Annotated in this window: 21 protein-coding genes; 3 read left to right on the top strand and 18 right to left on the bottom strand. The window is 46.1% G+C overall.

Features of this window, described 5'->3' with window-relative positions; genetic code table 11:
* Positions 1-17 precede the first annotated feature (17 nt).
* From ABIE50_RS07270 to ABIE50_RS07245, 6 genes are all read right to left on the bottom strand, one after another.
* A complete protein-coding gene (locus ABIE50_RS07270) occupies positions 18-1,238 on the bottom strand; it encodes an NADH-quinone oxidoreductase subunit D (RefSeq protein ID WP_209866837.1) in 1,221 nt (406 codons plus the stop codon).
* A 12-nt stretch (positions 1,239-1,250) separates the two neighbouring features.
* A complete protein-coding gene (locus tag ABIE50_RS07265; RefSeq protein WP_209866835.1) occupies positions 1,251-1,766 on the bottom strand; it encodes an NADH-quinone oxidoreductase subunit C in 516 nt (171 codons plus the stop codon).
* Between the two features lie 45 nt (positions 1,767-1,811).
* Positions 1,812-2,375 carry an NADH-quinone oxidoreductase subunit B gene (locus ABIE50_RS07260; protein ID WP_142683785.1) on the bottom strand — a complete coding sequence of 188 codons (564 nt, stop codon included), beginning with the start codon at positions 2,373-2,375 and terminating at the stop codon, positions 1,812-1,814.
* A 22-nt stretch (positions 2,376-2,397) separates the two neighbouring features.
* Positions 2,398-2,889: an NADH-quinone oxidoreductase subunit A gene (locus ABIE50_RS07255; RefSeq protein WP_260607340.1), complete on the bottom strand. Its 492-nt coding sequence runs from the start codon at positions 2,887-2,889 to the stop codon at positions 2,398-2,400.
* Between the two features lie 66 nt (positions 2,890-2,955).
* Positions 2,956-4,707: a tetratricopeptide repeat protein gene (locus ABIE50_RS07250; RefSeq protein ID WP_142683786.1), complete on the bottom strand. Its 1,752-nt coding sequence runs from the start codon at positions 4,705-4,707 to the stop codon at positions 2,956-2,958.
* Positions 4,708-4,743: 36 nt separating this feature from the next.
* Positions 4,744-5,658, bottom strand: a complete 915-nt coding sequence (locus tag ABIE50_RS07245; protein WP_209866833.1) for a substrate-binding domain-containing protein — start codon at positions 5,656-5,658, stop codon at positions 4,744-4,746.
* A 565-nt stretch (positions 5,659-6,223) separates the two neighbouring features.
* Between ABIE50_RS07245 and ABIE50_RS07240 the strand changes: the two genes are divergently transcribed.
* Positions 6,224-6,661, top strand: coding sequence for a low molecular weight protein-tyrosine-phosphatase (locus tag ABIE50_RS07240; RefSeq protein ID WP_354027909.1), 438 nt, complete (start codon positions 6,224-6,226; stop codon positions 6,659-6,661).
* Positions 6,662-6,682: 21 nt separating this feature from the next.
* A complete protein-coding gene (hisS, locus tag ABIE50_RS07235) occupies positions 6,683-8,032 on the top strand; it encodes a histidine--tRNA ligase (protein ID WP_209866831.1) in 1,350 nt (449 codons plus the stop codon).
* 64 nt (positions 8,033-8,096) lie between these two features.
* Here hisS and ABIE50_RS07230 read toward each other — a convergent pair whose 3' ends face one another.
* The 5 genes from ABIE50_RS07230 to ABIE50_RS07210 form a co-directional block, all read right to left on the bottom strand.
* On the bottom strand, positions 8,097-10,127 hold the full coding sequence (locus tag ABIE50_RS07230) for a protein-disulfide reductase DsbD family protein (RefSeq protein ID WP_209866829.1): 2,031 nt from the start codon (positions 10,125-10,127) through the stop codon (positions 8,097-8,099).
* A 102-nt stretch (positions 10,128-10,229) separates the two neighbouring features.
* Positions 10,230-10,685 carry a protein-disulfide reductase DsbD domain-containing protein gene (locus tag ABIE50_RS07225; protein ID WP_209866828.1) on the bottom strand — a complete coding sequence of 152 codons (456 nt, stop codon included), beginning with the start codon at positions 10,683-10,685 and terminating at the stop codon, positions 10,230-10,232.
* Positions 10,686-10,721: 36 nt separating this feature from the next.
* On the bottom strand, positions 10,722-11,414 hold the full coding sequence (gene purQ / locus ABIE50_RS07220; RefSeq protein ID WP_209866826.1) for a phosphoribosylformylglycinamidine synthase subunit PurQ: 693 nt from the start codon (positions 11,412-11,414) through the stop codon (positions 10,722-10,724).
* A gap of 187 nt (positions 11,415-11,601) precedes the next feature.
* Positions 11,602-12,579, bottom strand: coding sequence for a hypothetical protein (locus ABIE50_RS07215; RefSeq protein WP_209866824.1), 978 nt, complete (start codon positions 12,577-12,579; stop codon positions 11,602-11,604).
* Positions 12,580-12,594: 15 nt separating this feature from the next.
* A complete protein-coding gene (locus ABIE50_RS07210; protein WP_209866822.1) occupies positions 12,595-14,115 on the bottom strand; it encodes a hypothetical protein in 1,521 nt (506 codons plus the stop codon).
* A 197-nt stretch (positions 14,116-14,312) separates the two neighbouring features.
* Between ABIE50_RS07210 and ABIE50_RS07205 the strand changes: the two genes are divergently transcribed.
* On the top strand, positions 14,313-15,227 hold the full coding sequence (locus tag ABIE50_RS07205; protein WP_209866820.1) for a TIGR01777 family oxidoreductase: 915 nt from the start codon (positions 14,313-14,315) through the stop codon (positions 15,225-15,227).
* Here ABIE50_RS07205 and ABIE50_RS07200 read toward each other — a convergent pair.
* The 7 genes from ABIE50_RS07200 to ABIE50_RS07170 all read right to left on the bottom strand — a co-directional run bounded on the left by ABIE50_RS07200 (position 15,217) and on the right by ABIE50_RS07170 (position 25,806).
* Positions 15,217-16,461, bottom strand: a complete 1,245-nt coding sequence (locus tag ABIE50_RS07200) for an anthranilate synthase component I family protein (RefSeq protein WP_209866818.1) — start codon at positions 16,459-16,461, stop codon at positions 15,217-15,219. The genes ABIE50_RS07205 and ABIE50_RS07200 overlap by 11 nt on opposite strands.
* Positions 16,462-16,589: 128 nt before the next feature.
* Positions 16,590-17,039, bottom strand: a complete 450-nt coding sequence (locus ABIE50_RS07195; RefSeq protein ID WP_209866817.1) for a hypothetical protein — start codon at positions 17,037-17,039, stop codon at positions 16,590-16,592.
* Positions 17,040-17,132: 93 nt separating this feature from the next.
* The gene (locus tag ABIE50_RS07190; RefSeq protein WP_209866815.1) at positions 17,133-18,404 is read right to left on the bottom strand and encodes an adenylosuccinate synthase; all 1,272 of its coding nucleotides are present in this window, start codon (positions 18,402-18,404) and stop codon (positions 17,133-17,135) included.
* A 178-nt stretch (positions 18,405-18,582) separates the two neighbouring features.
* Positions 18,583-20,829, bottom strand: a complete 2,247-nt coding sequence (locus ABIE50_RS07185) for a RelA/SpoT family protein (RefSeq protein ID WP_209866813.1) — start codon at positions 20,827-20,829, stop codon at positions 18,583-18,585.
* A 125-nt stretch (positions 20,830-20,954) separates the two neighbouring features.
* Positions 20,955-21,695: a response regulator transcription factor gene (locus ABIE50_RS07180; protein WP_209866811.1), complete on the bottom strand. Its 741-nt coding sequence runs from the start codon at positions 21,693-21,695 to the stop codon at positions 20,955-20,957.
* Between the two features lie 104 nt (positions 21,696-21,799).
* Positions 21,800-23,242 (bottom strand): alpha-L-fucosidase, encoded by a 1,443-nt coding sequence (locus ABIE50_RS07175; RefSeq protein WP_209866809.1) that lies wholly within the window; start codon positions 23,240-23,242, stop codon positions 21,800-21,802.
* Positions 23,243-23,244: 2 nt separating this feature from the next.
* The gene (locus ABIE50_RS07170; protein WP_354027908.1) at positions 23,245-25,806 is read right to left on the bottom strand and encodes a beta-mannosidase; all 2,562 of its coding nucleotides are present in this window, start codon (positions 25,804-25,806) and stop codon (positions 23,245-23,247) included.
* Positions 25,807-25,821 lie beyond the last annotated feature (15 nt).

The raw sequence follows: 25,821 nt of genomic DNA, 5'->3' as shown, positions 1-25,821 counted from the left end.
AATATTCAATAGTGCAACTACGCATCCAGTTCACCTGCAATCAGGTTCAGGCTACTCATACAAACGATCGCATCGCTCAGCATAGAGCCTTGTACCAGTTCGGCGTAGGCCTGGTAGTAAATGAAGCAGGGACGGCGGAAGTGCAACCGGTAAGGGCTGCGGCCACCATCGCTGATCAGGTAAAATCCAAGTTCCCCATTCGCGCCTTCCACTGCGTTGTACACTTCACCGGGAAGCATATCTGCTTCTCCCATCACTATTTTAAAGTGATAGATGAGCGCCTCCATTTTTGTATAAACATCCTGTTTTTCAGGCAGGTAATAAGCAGGTACATCTGCGTGGTATACATCTGCCGGCAGGCTTTTCAGTTTATCCATCGCCTGGCGGATAATGCTGATGCTTTCCCACATTTCGGCATTACGCACCTGGAAACGGTCGTAGCTGTCGCCGGTAGTACCTACCGGTATAGAAAAGTCGAAATCCTGGTAAGAGCTGTATGGATTGGCCACGCGTACATCATAGTCCACACCGGCAGCGCGCAGGTTAGGACCGGTAAAGCCGTAGCTGAGTGCTCTTTCTGCGGAGATAGCGCCTACACCCTGTGTACGTTCCATAAAAATACGGTTACGGGTAAGCAGGGTTTCAAACTCTTTCAGCACAGCGGGATATTCGTTCAGGAAGCGTTCTATTTTTGCAAAGGCAGCCGGTGTGAAATTCCTTTCAAATCCGCCAATACGGCCGATGTTGGTGGTAAGGCGGGAACCGCAGATCTCTTCGTAAATTTCGTAGATCAGTTCGCGGTAGGTCATCACGTATACGAAACCGGTTAATGCACCGGTATCTACTCCCATTACGGAGCTACAGATCAGGTGATCGGCTATACGGGCCAGCTCCATGATGATTACGCGGAGGTAATCCACTCTTTTAGGCGTTTCAATGCCGAGGAGCTTTTCTACTGTGAGCAGCCAGCCCATATTATTGATGGGGGCTGAGCAATAGTTCAGGCGGTCTGTGAGTGGTGTGATCTGGTAATAAGGGCGGCGTTCTGCAATTTTCTCAAACGCACGGTGAATATACCCAACGGTAGAAACAGCGCTTACGATACGTTCGCCATCGATTTCCAGAATGTTTTGAAATACGCCATGCGTGGCCGGGTGTGTAGGGCCCAGGTTAAGCGTTTGCGTATCTTTTTCTATAGAGCCTTCCGGCAGTTTTATATGTTGTTTCTGATCTAACATAACCTCGTTGTATTAAAGATTTCCTCCCCTTCCAAACATCTCATCATCTTTATCGATGCGCATGGAGTCTTCCAGCGGAAATTCCTTTCTCATGGGGAAATAGGTCATTTCGTCTACATTCAGTACACGGATCAGGTTAGGATGCCCTACAAAGTTGACCCCGAAGAAATCGTAAGTTTCCCTTTCCATCCAGTTGGCAGATTCATACAGTTTGGTAGCTGTAAAAACGTCTGGTTTGGCTACGGGTGCAAAAACTTTCAGACGGAGCCTGATATTATCCTGCAGGTTATGCAGGTGATATACTACTGCCAGTTCTTCGTTCTTCCGTTCGGGATAATGCACAGCAGTGATATCCGTTAAAAAACGAAAACGCAATTCCTCATCATCAAACAGGAATTGCATTACTTTCAGGTTATAATCTTTCTGTGCGGTGAGGGTAAGCAGCCCAAACGGCTCTTCAAAGCCGGTTAGCACATCTCCAAACTTCTCCGTCAGGCGTTGCTGTATGCGTTCGTTTGTTAAAGACATTAACAATTTGAAATTTACGATTTACAATTAACCATTCCCCTCTGCTTACTTGATCCCGTAAGACTCCATCAGTTCTTTATACCTGTCGGAGTTACGGCGGCGCAGACTTTCCTGGCCTACCAGGGCTTGTATTTTCATGAAGCCATCAATGATACCTTCCGGTCTTGGAGGGCATCCCGGCACATACACATCTACCGGAATCACCTGGTCGATCCCCTGTAATACAGAATAGGTGTCAAATATACCACCGCTGGAAGCGCAGGCGCCCACGGCCATTACCCAGCGTGGTTCTGCCATTTGCAGGTACACCTGGCGTACAATAGGTCCCATTTTTTTGGAAATGGTACCCATTACCATCAGCAAATCGCACTGGCGCGGCGTAAAGGCCATACGTTCAGCCCCAAAACGGGCCATATCGTAAGTAGCGGCCATGGTAGCCATAAATTCGATACCACAGCAGGAGGTAGCAAATGGTAAAGGCCAGATAGAGTTTTTACGCGCCAAACCTATCACCTTGTCAAAAGAGGTGGCATAAAACCCTTCACCGGAATATCCCTCGGGGATTTCCACCATCTTCACCTTGTTATTATATTGAACCGGACGAGCCATTGGTTTTAATTTAAAGAGTTAATTAATCTTCCCATTTCAGTGCACCCTTCTTTGTAATGTAGATAAACCCACATAAAAAGAAGCCTACAAACATCAGCACAGCGGTAAAGCCTTCCCATCCCAATTCCCTGAAATTAACCGCATAAGGGTAGAAAAAGATTACTTCCACATCAAATAACACGAAAAGAATAGCGGTCAGAAAGTACTTGATGGCCACCGGCTGACGGGCATTGCCCTTTTGCTCGATACCACTTTCAAAGTTAATAAGCTTGTCGCTGGTTTTGCGTTTAGGACCTAAAAAGTGAGTAGCTAACATCGTGATCCCAACGAAACCTAAAGCAGCAATTAATTGCAGTACTATAGGGAAATAGCTAAAAGGAGTAGTCGTTGCTGACAAAAATACAGTTTCTGTATACATAAGCTTCCCGATAAAAACAGTGTCCGAATGCGCAAAAATACTGTAAGTTGACCAATTATCAAATCTATTAAGAGTTAAAATATTATCTTTTTTCACCAAACGGAAACTAAAAAACCTCCTGTGAGTACAGGAGGTTTTTTAGCAATTATATGCAAATAATGCTTATTTCTTGTTCTGGCCCTGCTTAGCAGCTGGCTTAGCGGCTGGTTTTTCGCGGGCGGCCATGTTTTCGGTGATCTGCTTAACAGAAATGTTATTAGGATCGATAGCAGTCAGTTTATCTGCATAAACCTTAACATTGGCTTTATCCTCCTTAAAGTAGTAGTATAACAGCTCATAGGTGTAAGCATTGATCAGGGTGCTCCTGTTTTTGGCAGGATCTCCTTCAGACATTTCTATGTATTTGTCATAGAAAGGCTTCGCAACACCAGCCTGTGCCTGTTGATCTTTCGCAAAATTGCTCTGACCTCTCCAGTAGTAACCAGTTCCCAGGTCTGGTTTTACTTCGATTACCTTCTGGAAAGCAGAATCTGCTTTGGCGAGGAGAACAGTATCAATTGGTTTTGCGGTTACAGCGCCATAGTAGTAGTTAATACCTACGTTAAAGTAGTCGATTGCCTGTAATTGTTCCTTATTTGCAACGCTAAGTGCATTCGCTTTTTCATACCATTCTGCAGCAGCAGTATATTTTTTAGCTGCTTTCAGCTGATCGGCGATCTGGAGGAATGTTTCTGGATCTTTTGCAGTGATTGAGTTAGCATATTTTTCCAGGTAACCCAACGCTTTATTGGTGTAACCTTCCTGGGTAGCAGAATCAGAAGATTTCAGCTTCATGTAGATGGCTGACAACAGTTTGTAATCTGCAGAATCCAGTTTGCTTTCTCCAACTTGCTGCGCATAAGCATCCATTGTTTTCTGCGCATTCAGGGAATCACCTTTCTGGAGGTAAGAGTCACCGATCAGCAGTACCAACTGGTTCTTATAGGCATCACTGGCGCCTGCCAATGCTGCCTGACCTTTGCTGATAGCGCCGTCATAATCTTTCTTGAAGAAAGAGATAGAAGCTGCCAGCAGCTCATTCTTGGTTTTATCGGCAGGATCGGCTACCGCCATGTATTTTTCCAGGTATTGTGCTGCATTTTCCCAGGAAAGCTGATCTTTCTTAGGAGTAGTATAGAACAGGAACAGTTCATACAAAGCCGGGCCATATTTAGGGTCCATGTTGGTAGCTTTGGTATAATCTGCCACTGCTTCAGCTTTCAGCCTGGCATTATAGTTCACCAAACCCTGCTTCATTACTGCTTCAGCGTTGTTAGGATCAAGCTCCAGTGCTTTCTCATAAGTAGTGATGGCTTTACCACCGTTTTCACCACCCAGGAAGCGGTAAGCATCTCCCAGTTCAATATAGTCGGCTGCAGTTGGCGTGTATTGTTCTTTTTTCTTACGGCCCTCATTGTTCAGGAGTTTTTCCATTACAGTGAGTGCATATGCACGGTCGCCACCTTTGATTTCGGTGTTGGCATCGGCAATAGCACGGGCAACATCTCCGTCGCGGCCCTGTGTGGCAGTGCTGGCACCTTCAAATTTGGCTTTAGCGGCAGCAGCATCTCCCTTCAGCAGGTCAATACGCCCCATACCAACCTGCAGTAAAGCAGAGGTAGGAACCGCCTGTAAACCCTTCTGGAAAGTGGCTGTTGCACCGGCAACGTCCTCCATACCAAGTTGGGCTATACCGAGGTAATAATACGCTTTGTCTTCCGTAGGCTTTGCCGCAATCACTTTCTCTAAATTCTGCTTGGCAGACAGGTACTTACCGTAATACAGGTCTTTCAGTCCGTCTTCCACAGATTGGGCCATCACACCGCTTGAGGCGGCGCAAAGCAATGCTACGATTAAACTTTTCCGTTTGTTCATGCAATCTGGTTTTTTAGTTTTAGTTGTGTTTTTCTTCTACTTTAGGTTGGCTTCCCTGAATACTACATTCAATCTCGCCGGGAATAACCGGAACTGCTTCATTACAAGCTGCCCTTCATAACTACCGAGAAAGGTTGCAAATCCACTGCCAAGACCATGATATGGTTCTTTCAGGCAATAGAAGAAGCCGCGTTTTAACGGATAGGTGCCAATACCAATATAGGCCTGGTATGGCTTAACAAATTCCGAACCATTATCTGCCCTTAGTCTTACTACAGATACTTCACGTGTAAAAGCCATTGACAATGAATCGTTAGGATCGGAGATCCAGCTAACACCTATTACACCAATCGCGTCCTTGTTTTTTGTTACATAATCCACCACTTCCGGGTTTGTTTTCGCAGCCATTGTATTGGTTGGCAAAGGCTTACCCTTATTAATGGAATCCATGATATACCGCACAGTGCTTGAGTTGGCATTATCAAACACCAGCTGCCATTTCCTTTCATCGTTGGTGCCATCCATGATCCCTCTCACCTGTTCCATGTTCAGCACAGAATCAGGATTATCTTTATTTACTACCAGCGCAAGTGCGTCCCAGGCAAGTAAAAGGCTGTTAGGCGTAATTTTAATCTGCTTGAAGTAGTCGCGTTCCTGCTGGTTGAAATCGCGGGTAACGATTACCAAACGGGCACTATCATTTAAAAGATCTTTAAAGCAATCAGCCTCCGGTTTATAGGTAGGGATGATATGTGCTTTCGGGTACAGCGATTCAAAAACCTTTATCTCTGAATCAATCAGCGGCTTGTATGTTTCATCCACACTGATATGGATGGTGCCTTCTGTTGCCGTATCCAGTTTTTTCGCATTGGGATTTGGCCCGCACGAGGCCATCACCAATATAATAGCTGCTAAATATACAGCATTCATTCTTTCTAAACTGAAAAACATATCACACCTCTTTAGTTCCTGTTAAAAAAAAGTTTTCTCACTCCGTTATAAACCCTAAAGAGGCCGTAGACTATTAAAACCGCGCCAACAATACTCATCATCTGCGGGGATAATCTGAATTCTCCCAGTCCCAGCTTTTCCGCAAAAATTGCGAACAAGCCAAAGAGTATAAAGAATATTCCCCTGATCAGCTCACCCATTGGCCGATACCTGTTTTCCTGCCGTCTGCTTGTTTGTTCTTCGTGTGTTTCCATGTTGCGAATTACAATTATACAAAAAATAATTTTTTAATCGGGTATAGAGAATTTTAGAAGAATGTTAAAAAACTGCCTTAAAACCGCACTCTTTTACTTGTCCAACCGCAATCTGAGGCATTTTTTCAACATGTTGTAATTTCTTGATTTAAAATATGATCATTTACTGATTATTACAGTTTGCAGTAAATATTTCTCTATAACTTGAAAATCTCTGTTTTTTTTCCCTGTTACCGTTAAAAGATGCAAATAGACGCACATTTCCATAATATCTTGTAGGTTTGCGGCCTGATATTCAAATATTCATCCGCATGAAGATACTGATGGTTTGCCTGGGCAATATTTGCCGCTCCCCGCTGGCAGAGGGGATCATGAGGCACCTCGCAGCAGCAAGGGGACTGGAATGGGAAATTGACTCCGCCGGCACCGGTAACTGGCACGTGGGCCATCCGCCGGATCACCGGTCCGTAAAGGAAGCCAGGAAAAATGGTGTAGACATCACCGGGTTACGGGGCAGGCAGTTCCGGACCACCGACTTTGATACCTTTGACCGCATTTATGTTATGGACCGGAATAATTATGCTGATGTATTGCGGCAGGCCCGTAACAACGCTGATAAAGCAAAAGTAGCCTTCCTGTTACCGGATCAGCAGGATGTTCCTGATCCCTGGTTTGATGATGCACTGTTTGCTCCTGTTTATAAAATGATATATGAGGCCTGCGAAAACATCGCAGACCAGCAACCATAAAACTTTTAATATTTTTTTGAGATGATAAAGCCCGGTATTCCTAAAGGCACCCGTGATTTTGGCCCCGTAGTAGTAAGAAAACGTAACTATATTTTCCAGACCATCCGCGAAACTTTCGAAGTATTCGGCTTTCAGCCGCTGGAAACACCCGCGATGGAAAATTTGTCCACCCTCACCGGGAAATACGGGGAGGAAGGGGATAAACTGATGTTCAAAGTACTGAACAACGGAGAGATTTTTGACGAAGCCCGGCAAGCCAACGACAACAGGGAACTGGTGGCCGCTATCACCGAAAAAGCCCTGCGCTACGATCTCACCATTCCCTTTGCACGTTATGTGGTAATGAATCAGCACGAACTGGCCCTTCCCTTCAAACGCTACCAGATGCAACCGGTATGGCGGGCAGACCGGCCACAGAAAGGCCGCTACCGCGAATTCTACCAGTGCGACGCTGATGTGGTAGGCAGCAACTCCTTACTTAATGAAGTAGAATTACTGCTGATCTACGATACTGTACTTACTAAATTAGGCCTGCAGGGATATGAGCTCCGCATCAATAACCGTAAAATATTATTTGGCCTCGCGGAAGTGATCGGCAAAACTGAATTGCTTACCGATATTACCATCTCCATAGATAAACTGGATAAAATAGGCGCAGACGGCGTAAGAAAAGAATTACAGGAACGGGGGTTAACTGGTGCTGATATTGATACCATCGAAAAGTTCCTGGCCATCGACGGAAGCAGCGAAGAAAAACTGGCGCAGCTGACAACACTCCTGCAATCTTCCGCAACTGCATTGAAAGGTATTGAAGAACTGTCATTTGTGCTCAATTCCGGCTATGCCACTTTCAATACCGCCCCTATCATTGATGTAACACTGGCACGCGGCCTCAATTACTACACCGGTATGATCGTGGAAGTAAAAGCACCGCCTGCCGTGAAAATGGGCAGCATTGGCGGCGGCGGCCGATACGATGATCTGACGGGCCTTTTCGGGCTTCCTGGTATTTCCGGTGTTGGCATCTCCTTTGGCGTTGACCGTATTTACGATGTACTGGAAGAACTGAAATTATTCCCGCAAACCGCGCAACAATCTACCAAAGTATTATTCCTTAATCTGGGAGAAGCCAGCGCCCGCGCAGCTTTCAACTACATGATGCAATTGCGCCGGCAGGGAATTGCAGCCGAATTATTTCATGAACCGGCCAAGATGGATAAACAGATGAAATATGCTGACAAAAGAGCCATCCCCTATGTGATTATCCTCGGTGAATCTGAACTACAGGAAAACCTGGTAAGCGTTAAAAACCTTACCACCGGCCAGCAGGAGAAAGTTAGCGGCGCAGAACTTATCAGCTATGCATTCTGATAACTGTTTAAAAAAAGAAGGCCGTTTGTATGATACAAACGGCCTTCTTTTTTTAAACAGTTATCTATTTCGCATGACGTTTTGCAAATTCTGCTTTTGCGTCTTCGAGATATTTTACGAAAGCATCTACGTCTTCCTTCGGATCATAACCATAGCCCTTCTTTGCCAGCGGCTTACCTTCCAGGTCTACCGGGATGTAGTAAGGCTGTGAGTTACGGTTGAAGTTAGTTACCTCAATATCCTGGTTCCGCTGCCCCACGTTATTCACCTTTTCACCGGTTGCTTTAGACACATACTTCTCTTCATCCGGCAGGGAGGTTTTCTCATCGGTATACAGGGAAGCCACCACGAAATCGTTGCGCAGGATTTTCATTACCGCAGGTGCAGACAATACCGATTTTTCAAACTTACGGCAGTTCACACAGGTATGACCCGTAAAGTCGAGCATCAACGGCTTATTGGCCACCTTAGCGGCTTCCAGGGCCTCTTCATAATTGAAGAACAGGTTTTCGACACCCGGAATTTCCGAATGCAGGATATCTACCAGTTTCTTTGGCTTCACCACATTCACATTATTGCCGCCGGCGCCGCTTCCGGCACCACTTTCCAGGGATGCCTGGATATCGACCAGTGATTTATTGAGATTAAAATCCTGTGAGCCTTCATGCGGCAGGAATCCGCTGATCCCTTTCAGCGGCGCGCCCCACATACCAGGCACCATGTAAATGGTGAAGGTGAAGGCTGCAATGGCAAAACAAAGACGGGTAACGGTGAGGAAAGGAACATCACTGTCGTGGCTCAGCTTCAGCTTACCCACCAGGTACAGCGTGAGCAGCGCAAAAATGGCAATCCACAGCGCAAGGAATATTTCCCTGTCGAGCAGGTTCCAGTGATAAGCCATATCCACATTCGACAGGAATTTCAGCGCCAGTGCCAGTTCCAGGAAGCCCAATGTTACCTTCACGGCATTGAGCCAGCCTCCGGATTTACCGATCTTATTCAGCAAACTGGGGAACAGCGCAAATAAGGAAAATGGTATAGCCAGTGCCAGTGAGAAACCAAACATTCCTATCAGCGGCCCGGAGTTACCTCCTTTGGCAGCCAGTACCAGCAGGTTGCCTAAAATAGGACCCGTGCAGGAGAAAGACACAATGGCCAGTGTGAGCGCCATGAAGAAAATACCTAACATGCTGCCCATACCTGCTTTTGAGTCCGACACATTAGCCCAGGAACTGGGCAGGCTTATTTCAAAAGCCCCCAGGAACGAGAATCCAAACAACAGGAAGATCACAAAGAAGATCATATTGGCAACACCATTGCTGGCCAGTGAGTTCAGCGCACTTGCCCCGAAAATTTTTGTGATCAGGAAACCCAGCAGTGTATAAATGACAATAATAGACAGGGAATAAGTAAATGCATTTTTAATCCCCTGTGCCCTGGTTTCACTACGCTTGGTGAAGAAGCTCACTGTAATAGGGATCATGGAGAATACGCAAGGGGTGATCAGTGCAATAAACCCGCCGCCAAAACTGGCCAGGAAGATCCACCACAAAGATTTATTGGAAGCATCATCATCGGCTATATCATCGTTTGCGGCCGGGGCGCCTGTAGTATCAGCAGCTGCTTTGGCAGTGGCTGGGGCTTCTACCGGTACACTGAAAGTAGATTCTTCCGGTACTGCATCCTCTCCTTTCAATACCATGTAGGTAATGGTGCCGGAAAGTTTTGATACGGGGCCGGTGGCTTTTACCGCCGCTACCAGTTCCACTTCGTTCTCAAAATATCTGATCTCGAGATTATCGAATAATGGTTCTTTACGGTTCTCCAGTTTGCCATTTTCCGTGATACCGGTAATAGTGGCTTTAATGCTGCTATCCAGCGCTACCCTGGTATTGGGATCATCGTTTCCCATGGTAGTGGAAAACAGGAGCCAACCTTTATCTATGGTGCCCTTCAGATGCAGCGCATATTCCTGGTCGTTTTTCTTTTCTGCAGAAAACTGCCATTTAACAGGCTTCGGGTCTGCGTCCTGCGCGTTTGCATGAAATGCAAAGAGGGCAAAGACAGGTATCAGAAATGAAAGCAAATGCTTCATATAGTCAATAGGCTTTAAATAATATAAATCTGAGAAAACAAGAAACGAGTTCCTTTTGAGGAACTCGTTTTGCGAGTATTGTTATCAGTTACCGGATTCAATTTATTTTCCTCCAACACTTACTGCAAATTCCACTTCCTTGGGAGGCAAACACTGATGATCGTCGCACACCATAAACTCTACTGAACCTTTTACTTTGGTAGCGGCTTTACCTTTTACCGTTACTTTTTGTATGAAGTCGACAGTGTTTTCGTAGAACTTCAGTTCTGAGTTAAAGTTTTTGTCGAACGATTTATGCAATTTGCCTACTTCTTCCACTTTTCCTACAGAAGTGGCCAGTGGGTTTTTAGCAAATTTAAACGAGGTTGGTACCGGGCCTTCCCCTGCTTCCTGTGCATACAGATGCCAGCCGGCATCGATAGTGGCAGTAGCGTGTACTTCGTAGGTAGTGGCATTCACCTTCTTCGCTGTAAAGCTCCATTTTACCGGGTTCTCTATCTGCGCGCTTGCCAGGATAGGCAGGGCAAATAAAGCCAGTGCTGTTAATAATTTTTTCATGCTTTTCTTTTTAATTGGTTGGTTGATTTGATCTATCTAGTTATTATTAATAAGACTTTGTAAAATCAGCTGACCGTCTGTATTTCCCAGGGCGAGACTTGTAGCTCTTTCCGGGTGGGGCATCATACCAAAAACATTTCTTGCTTTGTTACAGATGCCGGCTATGTTACGGATGGCGCCGTTATGGTTAGCAGTTTCAATAATGTTGCCAAACTCATCGCAATAGCGGAATAATACCTGGTTGTTCTTAAACAGCTCATCCAGGGTGGCATCGTCTGCATAGTAACGGCCTTCTCCGTGTGCGATAGGGATGATTAACGGCCTGCCTGCTACATCTTTGGTAAGGGATGCAGTGGTGTTTTCACTTTTCAGGTATACATTTTTGCAGATGAACTGCTGGTGCTGGTTCTGTAATAATACGCCTGGCAGCAAACCTGCCTCGCATAACACCTGGAAACCGTTACAAACACCAATTACACGGCCACCTTTGTTGGCAAATTCGATCACACTCTGCATCATAGGGCTGAACTTCGCAATAGCGCCGCAACGCAGATAGTCGCCAAAGGAAAAACCGCCGGGTAATACGATGCAATCTTCCGTACCGAATGCGCTCAGGTCTTTATCCTTATGCCACAGTTCTATAACCTCCTGCCCGAGGTCGTTACGCAGGGAATCAATCATATCATGATCACAATTAGAACCGGGAAAGGTGACAACGCCAAATTTCATCTGAAAATGTTTTGTGTTTATATGTAAATAATGCTTTTAAAACGTTTTTTCCTTCGTTTTTGCCACCATTTTTACGAATGACAAAACTAATGGGAAAGGACAAAATTACTTCGCCGTTCGCAATTTTCCATTGCCGTTTGTCCTGATTTAACAAAATACTGGTACTCAGGCCCTTAAAATGAGGAAATCAGCTGAAATATTGCATTACGATAACATATGCCAGGGCAATGAAGTGGATAATGTTGGCAAATGTGTCGTTGGTGACCGACCAGAATACGTTGCCGGCAAACATGGAGATCGGCAAAACTGCCAGGACCCAGTACGCTGCCGAAAAGTGAACATTAAAGAAGGGTACCGTGATGGCTACCAGTACATATATGATCAATGCGGCCCATATTTTACGGCCCTGTATCAGCATTTTTTTAAGCGGGCGCTGCAACAGCAGCCATCCTATCACAAAAAAGAGCAAACATGCGACCATGGCTCCCCACACCTTGTAATCACTGATCATAGGCAGGGAAGCTCCCATATTCGGGATCTTCCGGAGCAGGGTCATCTGGCCGGTAAGAAAAAGGTAGGTACCCATCAGGTACAGGGGACAAATCAGCCCCAGCACGGCGATGATCCATTCTGCCAGCCGGAAGGCACGCATAATGAGCATGCTGGCCAGCAACAGGAAACAGAATATAACAGACGGGAAATAAAAGAGCCCGCCTATTCCCAGGGCAAACCCGATATTAAACACCACATCACGGGCAGAGGTGCGTGTATACAATTCCGTTATACTTGTAAATACCCATAACATGATCAGGTTCACGATCAGTGCCGGCGAAAATACATTCCAGCTCTGCAGCATGGAAGTAAACAGCAGGTAACACATGGCCGGCAGGTAGGTGGGCTTGGGAAATAACCGGTGATGATTAATGATACGGGTAAAGAGCAGCGACTGTAAAAACAGCAGCAATATTGCCAGCGAGGTAAATACCAGCGGGCTGCCGCCGGTAAATGTTGCCATCCATTTCACCAGGAGGTGATACAAAAGCCCTTCTGATCCGTCTGCCATGTAAGTGGACGGATGGATCAGATAGTAAAACTTAACAACCAGCGTGTATATTAACAACAGCAATACCGTTAACGGATTGCCTGAGCGAAAAAATTTTATCACAGTGCAAAGGTGTGATTAAAAGTCAATTTTAGCAAAGCAAATATAATTCCTGTAAATGCATGGTATCACCACAGTACGGGCGCTGATTTGTTTGCCATACCGGGGCATCCAGGTGAAACCTTTGTCCAGGTTACGCAGGGTAGGCATGCGATTCACTTTACCTCCCGGGGCCAGACTAACATCTGTTAACATATAACTTCTCCTGTCCAGTTCATTATACAGAAAACGTAATTCGCTGCCCACGTTTACCATCAGGTACGACAAGTAAAGGTCTGCATTATCATCAAACTGGCTTTTATGTACAAAGTTATTCCACTGCATGTTGCCTTCATCATCAAAGGAAAGCACCGCTACATTATCGTAATGGTAGCGTAATCCCTGCGAATTGTTCCAGTAGTACGGGTTGTAATACATGGAAGAATAGGGTGAGTAATAATAAGGGGCATACATACCGCCATAGGGACTGCCATACATGTAATTCCACCGGTTCCAGGGCTGGTAGCGGGAAGAAGTGGAAAATGATTCTGCCGTAAGCAGGAACCCGCCGTTGCTGGTGTTAATGATCTTACGGATGAAATAATCATTAAAAGCAGCGTTAGTGCTGGATTCACCGCGGGCATTGGCTTTCAGATCGTCGGGGAATACCTGCGATTTTTCGTATATGGTTTTATAGTTGGCGTAGTCATACTTATACAGGTAAAGCCCTTCCACGTTACCCCTCTTCTGTTTATAATAAAAAGCGGTAACAAGCGCCGTTTGCTTATTGTTATCAAGCTTCATTTTCACTTCATCCAGCAGCTGTGCCTTTAGCGCCATAGGAGATGCCTCAAAGCTGTCGACCAGCGGGCGTTTCACTATCATGCTTCCGCTGATGACATAGTCGCGGTTGGAGGTACGTTCCAGTTTGTTAAAGATCAGGTCACCGGTATTGGTAAGATTAAAATTGCTGAGGAATTGCCTTTTTTGCATGGGCATGGAGAGCCGGCTGTTGTTCACCAGGCTCATGGCGCTATCGTACAGGAAGGTGTAGAATATATTGTTGTTCTCGTTATCCTGGTTGATCTTATATACCATGATACGGCTTTTATCTTCCGACACTTCCACAGAATATACCTTATTTTCTTTGGAATACATACCAATGCGGGTGGAATCGATCAGGAGGGGTGCATCTGCAAATTTTGCATCGGGCGACATGGTAGCGCAGAAACTATATACAGCGTCTTTACGCTGAAACTGGTAAATCATCAGCACCCTGTCTGGATAGGCCACAAAGTCCATACTGATCACTTTACGTGGCAGAAAGTCCAGTTTCACCCTTTCTTTCAGCTGCATCCCGTTATCATAAACAGACACTACATAGTCGCCGCGGTCTGTTTTATACACCAGTATATTGCCTGCTACTTTACCTATAATCTCAAATTCGGTGCTTTTATAGTCGTCCTTCTCCGGTTCAGAATAGGTTATTTTCTGTGCCATTGCTACTGTGCCGGCGAAAAGCAGCAGCAATAATAATTGTAGGCGGTATAGCGTATGCATGCGGTAATATAGATTTCAGATTATTTTTATGATAATGCAGATGGCCCGTTTGTTGATGCCATTTTCAAACTTACATTAAAATTCAGAAATTAACTTGTCTATTTAAAGCCGGTAAGCCCTGCTTTTACATAAATTCCAAAAGGCCCGATTTATTGTGTATTTTTATTAAATTATTTTTTAAAAGCAGCTATTATTGAATGGATACCGTTATTATAACCGGTGGAACGGGGCTTATAGGGACGGCATTAACCCGGCTGTTGCTGGAGCGCGGCTATAAAGTGATTATCCTCAGCAGGCGCCCTGATAAACGCAGCAACAGGGGTGTTACATATGCCCATTGGGATGTAGAAACGCAAACAATAGACAAAGAAGCCATTCAACAGGCAGACTATATTGTACACCTGGCGGGCGCCAATGTGGGTGAAAAACGCTGGACAGCGGCACGCAAACAGGAAATTACTGACAGCCGCACCAAAAGCAGTGAACTGATCTATACCGCACTGAAAAACTTCCCCAACAAGGTAAAAAAAGTGATCAGCGCGTCGGCAACCGGGTTCTATGGAGAGTACTCAGATCATATTTTCACAGAAACAGACCCTCCTGCAACAGACTACCTGGCCACTACTACCCAGGCCTGGGAACAAAGTATATCCAAAGTAACCGGGCTTGATAAAAAGCTGGTAATTTTCCGGACAGGCATTGTGCTCAGCCAGGATGGCGGCGCCTTAAAGGAGTTCTACAAACCGCTGCGCTTCGGATTTGCCACCATACTTGGATCCGGTGAACAGTTTGTTCCCTGGATACATATCCACGATATTGTACGGCTATACTTCAACGCCATTGTAAACGACCGGCTGGAAGGGATCTACAACGCAGTGGCACCTAACCCCGTTACCAACCGTGAGCTGATTCTCAGCATGGCCCGGATGGCCAAAGGCAAGAGCTTTATGACCACTTATGTGCCTTCTTTTGCCCTTAAACTGGCATTGGGAGAAATGAGTGTGGAAGTGTTGAAAAGTGTAAAGGCTTCCGCCGACAAAATACAACGGACCGGTTTCCAGTATTCTTATCCTACCATCAACGAGGCGATGGAACAGTTATTCAGCCGGTAATGGTTTTTTCCATAGCAGCGGCTTTCAGTAAGCACTCTTCCCATTCTTTTTCGGGATCACTGTAAAAAGTGATAGCGGAGCCGGTCTGGAAAGAGAGATAACGGTTGCCGGCGTTATACAGCATACTGCGGATCACCACGTTGAAGTCGAAATCACCTGCCGGCGTAATATATCCTACGGCGCCTGAATACAGTCCCCGGCGGGTTTGCTCATATTGTTCAATCAACTGCATCACCCTGATCTTTGGCGCGCCCGTCATAGAGCCCATTGGGAAAGCGTTGCGCAAAACTTCTGTGAAAGGGGTTCCGGGAGATATCTGCGCAGAAACTGTAGAGATCATGTGATGTACTTGTGCAAAGGAATAGATGCCAAAAAGCTCAATTACTTCCACTGTTCCCTGCATGGCCGTGCGCGACAAATCATTGCGTACAAGATCTACCACCATTACATTTTCCGCACGTTCTTTTGCGCTGTTCAGCAGGTCATGCTGCAACTGCCTGTCTTTAACTGGATCCGCATCTTTCCTGCTGGTGCCTTTAATAGGCTGGGAGATAACGGTACTTCCCTCTTTGCGGATAAACCGCTCAGGGCTGGAGCAGGCCAGGTAACATTGATGCAGGCGGTAGTATGCGGCGAAAGGCGATGGCGAAAGATTATTCAACCGGGTGAATAAGGCAGGGGGATGTACGCTTATATTTTCGACAAAGTTCTCGCGGCAGAAATTAACCTCGTAGCAGTCGCCCTGCAGAATATGCTGCTGCAGGTTTTTCACTGCGGTAATATAGTGTTGGTGATCCAGGCGGCTTTGCAGCGGTTGTACTGAGGAGGTAACCACCTGTGCTGCACCCGGAGGTGTCTGTAAAACGTCGGTGAGTATTTCCTGTGCCTGTTCTCTGGTGAAAGATTCCCCACCGATATGCACCTGTTCATTTTGCAGTTGTATGATCACACGGGGCACGAAGAAATGCATATCCGGGAACCCGATGCCATCGTAATGCCCGGATTGAAGGCCCGGTACTGTTTCGTTCTTAAGATCGTAGGCAAGATGCCCGAAGAGCCAGTCGCCATGTGTTTGATGAAACTGCTGTAAAGCGGGGAAAGCGTTACCGGCGTTTATTTCGAGGCTATGCAACGCATCTGCGGCGAGTACGGCTTCATACCGGCCCCAAGGGGAGGAGTAGTTATTATTGTCTAAAAAACAACAAATGTTGAACTGGTTTCCCCAATCCAACATTTGTTGCTTAAATATTTTCTGATCATCAACCGGAAAAGTGTGGAAAATCCTGATAACAATCGTGTTTTTAGTACTTAAAAATCTCGCGTCAAGAGTTTGCAAAAGAGCAATTTCCAATCAGATCACAACTAAAAATCGTCATCGTCATCATCAAAACGATCGTTGAACAGATCCATATCTTTGAATTCATCATCGATACCCAGATCATCGTCGTCATCGGTTTTCTTGCTGCCGGTGCTCGGACGGCCGCGTTTACCTTTTGACTTAGGCATGTCAAATTCTTCAAAATCAGGATCATAATCATCATCCTCTCCTTTTTCCCAGGCATCATCCAGGTCGTCATCATCATCTGCATCGTCATCATCCTCCTCATCGTCGTCTTTGCGTTTGGATTTGGATGCAGACTTATCTGATTTCTTTGAGGCAGATTTGGAAGGTTTCACATCTTCATCATCTTCCTCATCATCATCGTCATCCACCTCTTTCTTAGGCTTGGCCGCAGCTTTGGGAGCGTCTTTTGCAGTCTTAGGAGAAGTAGTTTTTTTGGTCTCTTTCTCTTTATCAGATTTTGATTTCATAATAGGTTACCTTATTTCTTTGCCGTAAAGTTTTAATAGTTTTTTTTATTCGCCAAATTTTTTTTGCTGTTTTTTTTCCTTACTTTTTTGCTTTTACTTTTCAAGGATCTGATCGCGTCCAGGTCCGTTGGAAACGTATTTCACGGGAACCCCCAGGTAGGTATCTACTGCTGCAACAAATGCTTTCATTTCAGCCGGTAACTCGTTGAACTGCTGGCAGGTAGAAGTTTTATCACTCCATCCTTTAAACGTTTCCCATACCGGTTTAATGTCCAGACCGTTAAGCTGGAAGGGCAATTGCTTTGTTTGTTTTCCGTCAATTTCGTAAGCAGTGCAGGCCAGCACTTCATCAAATTCGTCGAGTACATCGCTTTTTGTCATTACCAGTTGGGTAACGCCGCTCAGCATGCAGGTATAATTCAGTGCAACCAGGTCAATCCAGCCGCAGCGGCGCGGACGGCCGGTTACTGCGCCAAATTCATGACCTGCGGAGCGCAGCTGTTCACCGGTAGCATCATGCAGCTCGGTAGGGAAAGGACCACTGCCAACACGGGTGCAATACGCTTTGGTAACGCCGATTACCTCTTTGATCCACTGTGGTGCAATACCTAAACCGGTGCAAACGCCGGCAGAAATGGTATTGGAAGAAGTAACAAAAGGATAAGTTCCAAAATCCACGTCCAGCATACTTCCCTGGGCGCCTTCGGCCAAAACCTTTTTACCTGCTTTCAATTGTTCGTTCAGGAAATATTCACCGCTTACCACATTCATTTTCTGCAGGAAAGGAATAGCTTCAAAGAACTCAGCTTCCCAGTTGGCAATATCTTCTGAAAATTCATTTATATCATACTGGCATAACAGCTGCAGGTGTTTCTGCTTCAGTTTCTCGTAGTGTACCTTAAAATCAGGGGATAACACATCACCTACACGCAAACCGTTTCTACCGGTTTTATCCATGTAAGCGGGGCCTATACCTTTTAAAGTAGAACCTATTTTATCATTTCCTTTTGCTATTTCAGAAGCTTTGTCCAGTGCACGGTGAGTAGGAACAATGATATGCGTTTTTTCAGCAATAAACAGATTTTTTGTCAGATCTACTCCCAGAGCTGAAATATCTTCACTTTCTTTCTTGAAAGCTACAGGGTCCAGCACCACACCGTTACCGATCAGGTTAATGGTCTTATCATGAAATACACCTGACGGGATGGTGCGCAATACTACTTTCTGACCGTTTACATACAAAGTATGACCAGCATTTGGTCCACCCTGGAAACGGGCAATCACGTCGTACCTGCCGGCAAAATAGTCCACAATCTTACCTTTGCCTTCGTCGCCCCATTGCAGGCCTAACAAAACGTCTACCATAATGATTTAATTAAATATCGGAGGTTTGTTGCTTTAAAAGAAGTCGCAAAATTAAGGCGAATATTAAGAATTACAAACAAATTACTAATTCCCCGGCGTAATTACAGAGAAATGGGAAGATTTCAGCAAGAAACCTTCCCATGGCCAATAATTCTTTATCCGTTGTTTACAGGTCTGACTAAGATTCCTCCAGGCGCTGGATGGATTGTATGCCATCGAGCTTTTTAAGCCTTTCTACCAGCTCATCCAGTTCTTCCTTGTCGTGCACATATACCTTGATCAGCCCCTCAAATAAGCCTTCTTTCGACTCAATGCTGAGGGCGGAAATATTGATCTTCAGTTCACCGGAAATAATATTGGTGATCTTATGGATTACACCTACATCATCCATACCGATGATGCGCAAACCGGTAAGAAAGGAAATTTCGCGGTTTTTCACCCACTTGGTCTTTACCACGCGATGGCCATAATTAGCCAGTAACTGGGCGGCATTGGGGCAATTGGTACGGTGTATCTTCAATCCTTCGCTGGCTGTGATAAAGCCAAATACGTCGTCGCCGGGAATGGGGCGGCAGCAGTTCGCCAGTTTATAGGCGATCTTATCTGAGCTTTCCCCGAAAATGATCAGCTCTGCATCTTTTTTAGAAGGCAGCTGATGTTTCACATGTTCTTCCGGTACATGCTCCGGCACTTTCACCGGTTTTGGCGGCTCCAGTTTATCGCCCAGTACAGAAAACTGTTTCAGCTCTTTCAGGTCAATGTTCCTCACTGCCACCTGGTAATACAGATCCAGCGGGGAGGGCTGTTTGTAGAACTGAACCAGCTCATTGATATTATGCTGACTGGCAGAAATATTCATATGCGACAACTTACGCTCCAGCGCAGCCTTCCCGTCCATGGCCACTTTACGCTTTTCTTCCTTCAGCGCATCCTTGATCTTGGATTTGGCTTTGGCTGTAAGCACAAAGTTGAGCCAGTCTTCCGAAGGCTTCTGCTTATTGGAGGTAATGATCTCTACCTGGTCGCCACTGCGCAGTTTATGGCTCAGGGGCACCAGTTTGTAGTTCACCTTGGCGCCAATACATTTGTTGCCCACGGCACTGTGGATAGAGTAGGCAAAATCCAGTGCAGTAGAATTTACGGGCAATATTTTGAGGTCCCCTTTGGGGGTATATACATAAATTTCCTCTGTGAAGAGGTTGCTCTTAAAATCGGCCAGGAAATCGAGCGTATTGGAATCGGGATTGTTCAGGATTTCCCTGATCTGGGTAAACCACTGATCGAATTTGGATTCCTGCTGGGCGGAGGCATTGCTGCCTTCCTTGTACCGCCAGTGGGCGGCCACTCCTTTTTCCGCATAATCGTTCATGCGTTTGGAGCGGATCTGCACTTCCACCCATTTACCGCTGGGGCCCATTACCGTTACATGCAGCGCTTCGTAGCCGTTGGATTTCGGGTTGCTGAGCCAGTCGCGGGTCCTTTCGGGGCTGGGGTGATAAAAATCAGTAATAATGGAATATACCTTCCAGCAATCCGCCTTTTCCTTTTCTATAGGAGAGTCCAGGATGATACGGATGGCAAAAAGATCGTATACTTCTTCAAAGGCAACGCCTTTTGTTTTGATCTTGTTATGAATGGAATGGATTGATTTCGGACGGCCGTAAATCTCGAATTCAAATCCTTCTTCCTGCAGCACTTCCTTGATAGGCTTGATAAATTCGTTGATATAGCGGGTACGCTCACGTTTGGTTTCCTTGAGTCGTTTGGCTATTTCACGGTAGGTTTGCTGCTCTGTATATTTCATCGCCAGGTCTTCCAGTTCGGATTTGATATTGTATAACCCGAGACGGTGAGCCAGCGGCGCATAGATGAACACGGTTTCAGAAGCTATTTTCAGCTGTTTTTCCCGGCTCATGCTATCGAGCGTGCGCATGTTATGCAGCCTGTCTGCCAGCTTGATAAGGATTACCCGCGGGTCATCCGCCAGCGTCAGTAATATCTTCTTGAAATTCTCTGCCTGTGCGGTACTGGTACTGGAATCTATTACGGTAGATATTTTTGTGAGACCGTCAACGATATGTGCGATCTCATTCCCGAACTCGCGCGACACATCTTCCAGTGTTACTTCGGTATCTTCCACGGTATCGTGGAGCAGGGCACATATGGCGGAACGTACGCCCAGGCCTATTTCCTCTACGCAGATCTGCGCTACGGCCAGCGGATGCAATATGTAAGGCTCCCCGGATTTACGCCGCATTTCCTTGTGTGCATCTGCTGCCATTTCAAAAGCAGTACGTACCAGCTCCCTATCGCCTTTTTTCAAACGGGGTTTCAACGCCCTCAATAAAGCACGGTAATGCCGAACGATTTCCTTCTTTTCCTGCTCTTCGTCTAAATTATATTTTTGTACAACCACTGTTTCCATTACTATAAAGTTACGATTTAATATAATCTGAAAGAAAAAAGCAGTGTCTGACAAAAAACAGCCACCCTTACCCGGCGGATACCGGGAAGAGTGGACAGATGATTATTCAGCAGGGAAAAAATAAATCAATGAAGGGGCACAGTGATCTTTACCGGCAGAATGTCTTCCGGCACATTCAGCCGGAGACCTACGTTATAAACAGTTTCCAGCTCAAGGCGGGGCACCAGTTTGAGTAACCTGCGGACGCGGCCAATGAATACGTCCATACTCCTGCTGGCATAAAAATCTTCTTTCCCCCATACCCGGAGCAACACCTCGTCTTTTTGTACGATGATATTGGGGCGGCTGAGGAAATACCGCAGCATTTTAGCCTCAATGGGAGAAATTCTCCCCCTGGCCAGCTTGCTGTTGGCTTCAAAAATCTTCATTTTCCGGTAATGGAAAGTGATGTTGTCGACAGTATGCCCTACCAGCAACTCGGTGCGGTTGGGCCGGGTCCATTTCAGGATCACCTTCATTCTTTTTACCAGCTCTTCAAAACTGAATGGTTTTACGAGGTAACCATCCCCTCCCAGCTGGAAACCGCTGATACGGTCTTCTTCCCCGGTTTTTTCGGCCGACAGGAAAAAAATGGGCGTAAGCATGGTAACATTCCGGATCTCCTTTGCCAGTTCAAAACCGTTCATTTTCGGAAGTACAATGTCGATCAGGCAGATATCGTATTTGGACCTTGAATAAAGGTTCCAGGCATCCACGCCATCAAAACAATGCTCAACGGTGTAACCGGCTTGTTCCAGGTGCTGTTTGACAATACCGCCGAATGCCTTATCATCCTCAACAAGCAAGACTTTTGGGTTTCTGTTCATATAGCTACCATTTGTGATCAGTTCGACTATAAAACAAAAAAGAGATGGGCGCGGGTAATGCGCCCATCTCTTTTTTGTTTTACCAACACTAATTCACATCATAATCACATCTTTTCCACAGCCGGTATTTTAATAGCTACCGCATGCTGAAACCCTTTATTACGGAGAGATGCAGGGATTTTCACTTCCACCCCCGCCGCTGTAGTTTTCCACACCAGCTTGTTATTGGCTCCCAGCAGTTGCAGGCGGGCGCCTCTGGCAGGCGTAAGGCCTTTGAAAGAGATCGTGGCAGGCAATGGCTCATTTTCATCCAGCAGGTAAATAGCATACACGCTGCCATCCTTTTTACGGGTGAAGCATACTTTACCATCTTTATAAGGCGCTACTGCACGGGTGCCATAAATAGCATCCCCGTTTATATGGATCCATTCGCCGATATGTTTCATGGTGGTGTAAGCATCGTTGTGCAGCTCCCCGTCCGGACCGGGCGCCACATTCAGCAGGTAGTTACCGCCTTTGGCCACAATATCAACCAGGTTATGGATCAGCACATTTACGGATTTGTACTTGTCGCCCGGTACATACGACCAGGAACTACCCATGGTCATACAGGTTTCCCAGGGATAGCTAAGCGGCTTATCAGGGATCTGCTGCTCAGGAGTGCGGTAGTTCTCGTAAGGGCCATGCACACTACGGTCTACCACAATAAGCCCTGGCTGATGACTACGGGCCATGGATGCAATTTTACCCATGTCTATATCCTGGTCCTGCGGAGCGGTTTGGCTCCAGGACAATGATTCTTTGGTTTGCTGTTTCAAAGGGCGTACCCAGCCGCCATCCAGCCAGAGGATATCCAGTTTGCCGTAGCCGGTCATCAGCTCTTCAATCTGGTTATAGGTGTACTGTTTGAACTGGTTCCATCTTTCAGGATACTTCTTCAGATCGTAATTAGGGTTACGGTCTTTTGGCGGGAAATAGCTCCACCAGTAGTATTCCGTATGCCAGTCGGGCTTGGAAAAATATGCCCCGGCATGGATCCCCTCTTCACGGAAAGCCTGGAACACCTCTTTGGCAAGGTTAGCCCGTGGGTTGTTGCTGAAAGCTCCGTCTGCCGCTGTTATCTTATAATCGGTTTGCTTCGTATCAAACATACAGAAGCCATCGTGGTGCTTGGTAGTGAACACCAGGTATTTCATCCCTGCATCTTTGGCTGCTTTTGCCCACTTCTCAGGGTTGAAATGAACCGGGTTAAAAGTTTTCCCCAGCGCCTCATATTTCTGCAGATAGTCGTAATAAGGAATGCCTGCCGGCTTACGCTGTGTCCAACCTTCATCTTCCGGGCAGATGCTCCAGGATTCCACCACGCCCCATTGGGAGTATGGGCCCCAGTGCATGATCATCCCGAATTTCCAGTCCTGCCACTCGTCCAGTTTTTTTACCACCGCCTGGTCTGTTTCAGGCACATAAGGCGGTTCTTCATGCTGTGCCTGAAGGCTGTTGAAGCCCAGTAGCGCAAATCCCAGTAAGAGAAGGTATTTCTTTTTCATTGTTAGTTTTTATAAGACGATACTAAAGTAGTTACTTTCAAACCCTGGTGAACGATTTCGGGCAATTGCCCTGTTTGCAGCCGGATGGTCCGGGTTTCACCCGGCAGCAGATCAAAATAATTTTCTTCAAAATGATCTGTTGCTGCGGCATTGTCCAGCGACAGGTAAACATTTCTTGCCAGCTTGTCTGTTTTCAAACGGATATAAACAATGCCTTTGTCTTTAGCCACCTTACTGGTTACAATATCTAGGTGGGGCACTTCCAGGTTCATCTCCTTCGCCGGAGCAAAGTAAAAGATATTCCGCTCCATATCCTTATTGTCTATTCGCAGTTGCGCATAGAATATTACCCTTGCCGGGTTATTTCCCTGCAAAACAGCAGCGGTATCGATGGCATGCAATTTTTCACTGGTATTCGCTTTTACGGAGATGTCTTTTAATTCTCTCTGCCAGATCAGCTTTCCATTTATATCCACGGCTTTCATCAGCAGATCAGCTTTACCTTCATACTCATCTGTTACCAGCCAGGTACACAGCTGCCCGTTTTCAATAACGCTGGATACCAGCCGTGGCTTAAAAGCTTCTTTTACATAGTACTGCAATGCTTTCCAGCGACCGTCGTAGTCCCTGCCGGACCAGGAAGCGCCCGGCCAGCAGTCGTTCAGCTGCCAGTAGAGGGTGCCCATACAATATGGCATGGCCCTGCGATGAGCTTCTATGGCTACTTTCATTCCTTCGGCCTGTAATACCTGGCTGAGATAAACAAACGAGGGAAAATCCTTTGGCTCACGGTAGTAATGCAGCATATATGTTTTAATGGCGGTATTGCCTTTTGCCGGGCTTTTCTGGTGGGCCTGCATCACGTTGGAAAAAATATCATAGTCGTCTTTCGTGGCAAATGTGCGGATGCTTTCCATAGAGGGGAAGGACTGGAAGCCATACTCGCTCATGAAGCGCGGTATATGCGTATTGAATGCTTCAAACCATTCCATGCCATGCCATACACCCCAGTAGTGGTTGTCGCCTTTGGTGAAGTCTTCCGGTTTGCCCCAGTTGCTGATGGGGGAAGAATGAAAATAAAAAGCCCCCGGCTGATACGTAGCTACCTGCTGAGGCAGCACTTCTTTAAACAATTTATCATACCCCTGCTGCAAACTTTGCCACTGCATATTTGTATAGGCATAACCGCTTTGCCAGCCCCAGTTTTTAATGGCTACTGCAATTTCGTTGTTGCCGCACCACAACGCCAGCGAAGGATGATTGCGCAAACGTTTAATGTTATCTGCCGCTTCCTGTTTTACATTTTCCAGGAACGCCGGATCGGAAGGATAAAGGGTACAGGCAAACATAAAATCCTGCCAAACCAGTATCCCATACTGATCTGCCAACCTGTAAAAATTATCATCTTCATAAATTCCACCACCCCATACACGTACCATGTTAAAGTTGGAAATCAATATATCATGGAACAGTTTTTCCTGCTTTGCTGCTGTAACGCGCGGCAGGAAATTATCCTGGGGAATATAGTTGGCGCCTTTCATAAACACAGGGCGCCCGTTTACTTTCACATAAAAAGATTCACCCAAGCTATCCGGTTTGTTCACTATTTCAATAGTGCGCAGCCCTAACGTATTGCTTTGTGCCGCCAGTACTTTCTTATTACTGAGCAGGCTTGCCTGCAGCTCATAACGGTAAGGATCGCCCATGCCGGCGGGCCACCATAATATTGGTTTTTTTATGGAGAAAGGTACTTTTATCACATTGGTGCCTGCCTGCAGGCTAACAGGCAGTTTGGCCAGTGCAGCTGTGTTTTTTCCCTGTGTTACCTGCAGGGTATAATCCCCGCCAACAGCAGCTTCAATGATTACTTCCGCCTGCATGTCTGCATTGGCAGAATCCAGTTGCAGCTGCTGCCAGTATACATCGCGGATCACTGCCTTATTCCAGCTCCGCAGCACTACCGGACGCCAGATACCAGATGTAACCAATCGCGGGCCCCAATCCCAGCCGTAATGATAAGGAGCTTTACGGGCATAAATACTTAAAGGAATATCGCTGGCATCGTTACCTGCAGGATAAATGATGCTGTCTTGCAGAAATTTCGGCATATCTGTTCTGATAGGGCTTTTAAAGAGGATGCGCAATTCATTGTCGCCGGCCACCAGCCACTCTTTCACATTTACCGTATGCGAAACAAACATGTTTGCCGATTGCAGGATTAAATGCTCATTCAGGTATACATCTGCATAAGTATCCAACCCTTTAAACTCCAGTTCTATTACTTCTGCGCTCAGCTCCTGTTTTTTAATATGCCATCTTTTGCGGTATTGCCAGTCTTTCTTATCTACCCACTGTACGGCTTTCTCATTGGTACCCACAAAAGGATCAGGAATTAAATGCTGTGCCAACAAATCGGTATGAACGGTACCTGGTACGGTGGCCGGCCGCCAGATGCCCTCATCGGCCCGGGAAAATTCCCAGCCGCTGAGCATGGGGTTGGTTTGCGCTATTCCATTGGTAAACAGGGTTAAAAACAGTACCACTGTTAACAGTAAATATTTCATGTCCTATTTTTTCAG

It is taken from the genome of Chitinophaga sp. OAE865, from assembly GCF_040546735.1.
Taxonomy (GTDB): domain Bacteria; phylum Bacteroidota; class Bacteroidia; order Chitinophagales; family Chitinophagaceae; genus Chitinophaga; species Chitinophaga polysaccharea_A.
This window is presented reverse-complemented; position numbering and strand designations above follow the sequence as displayed.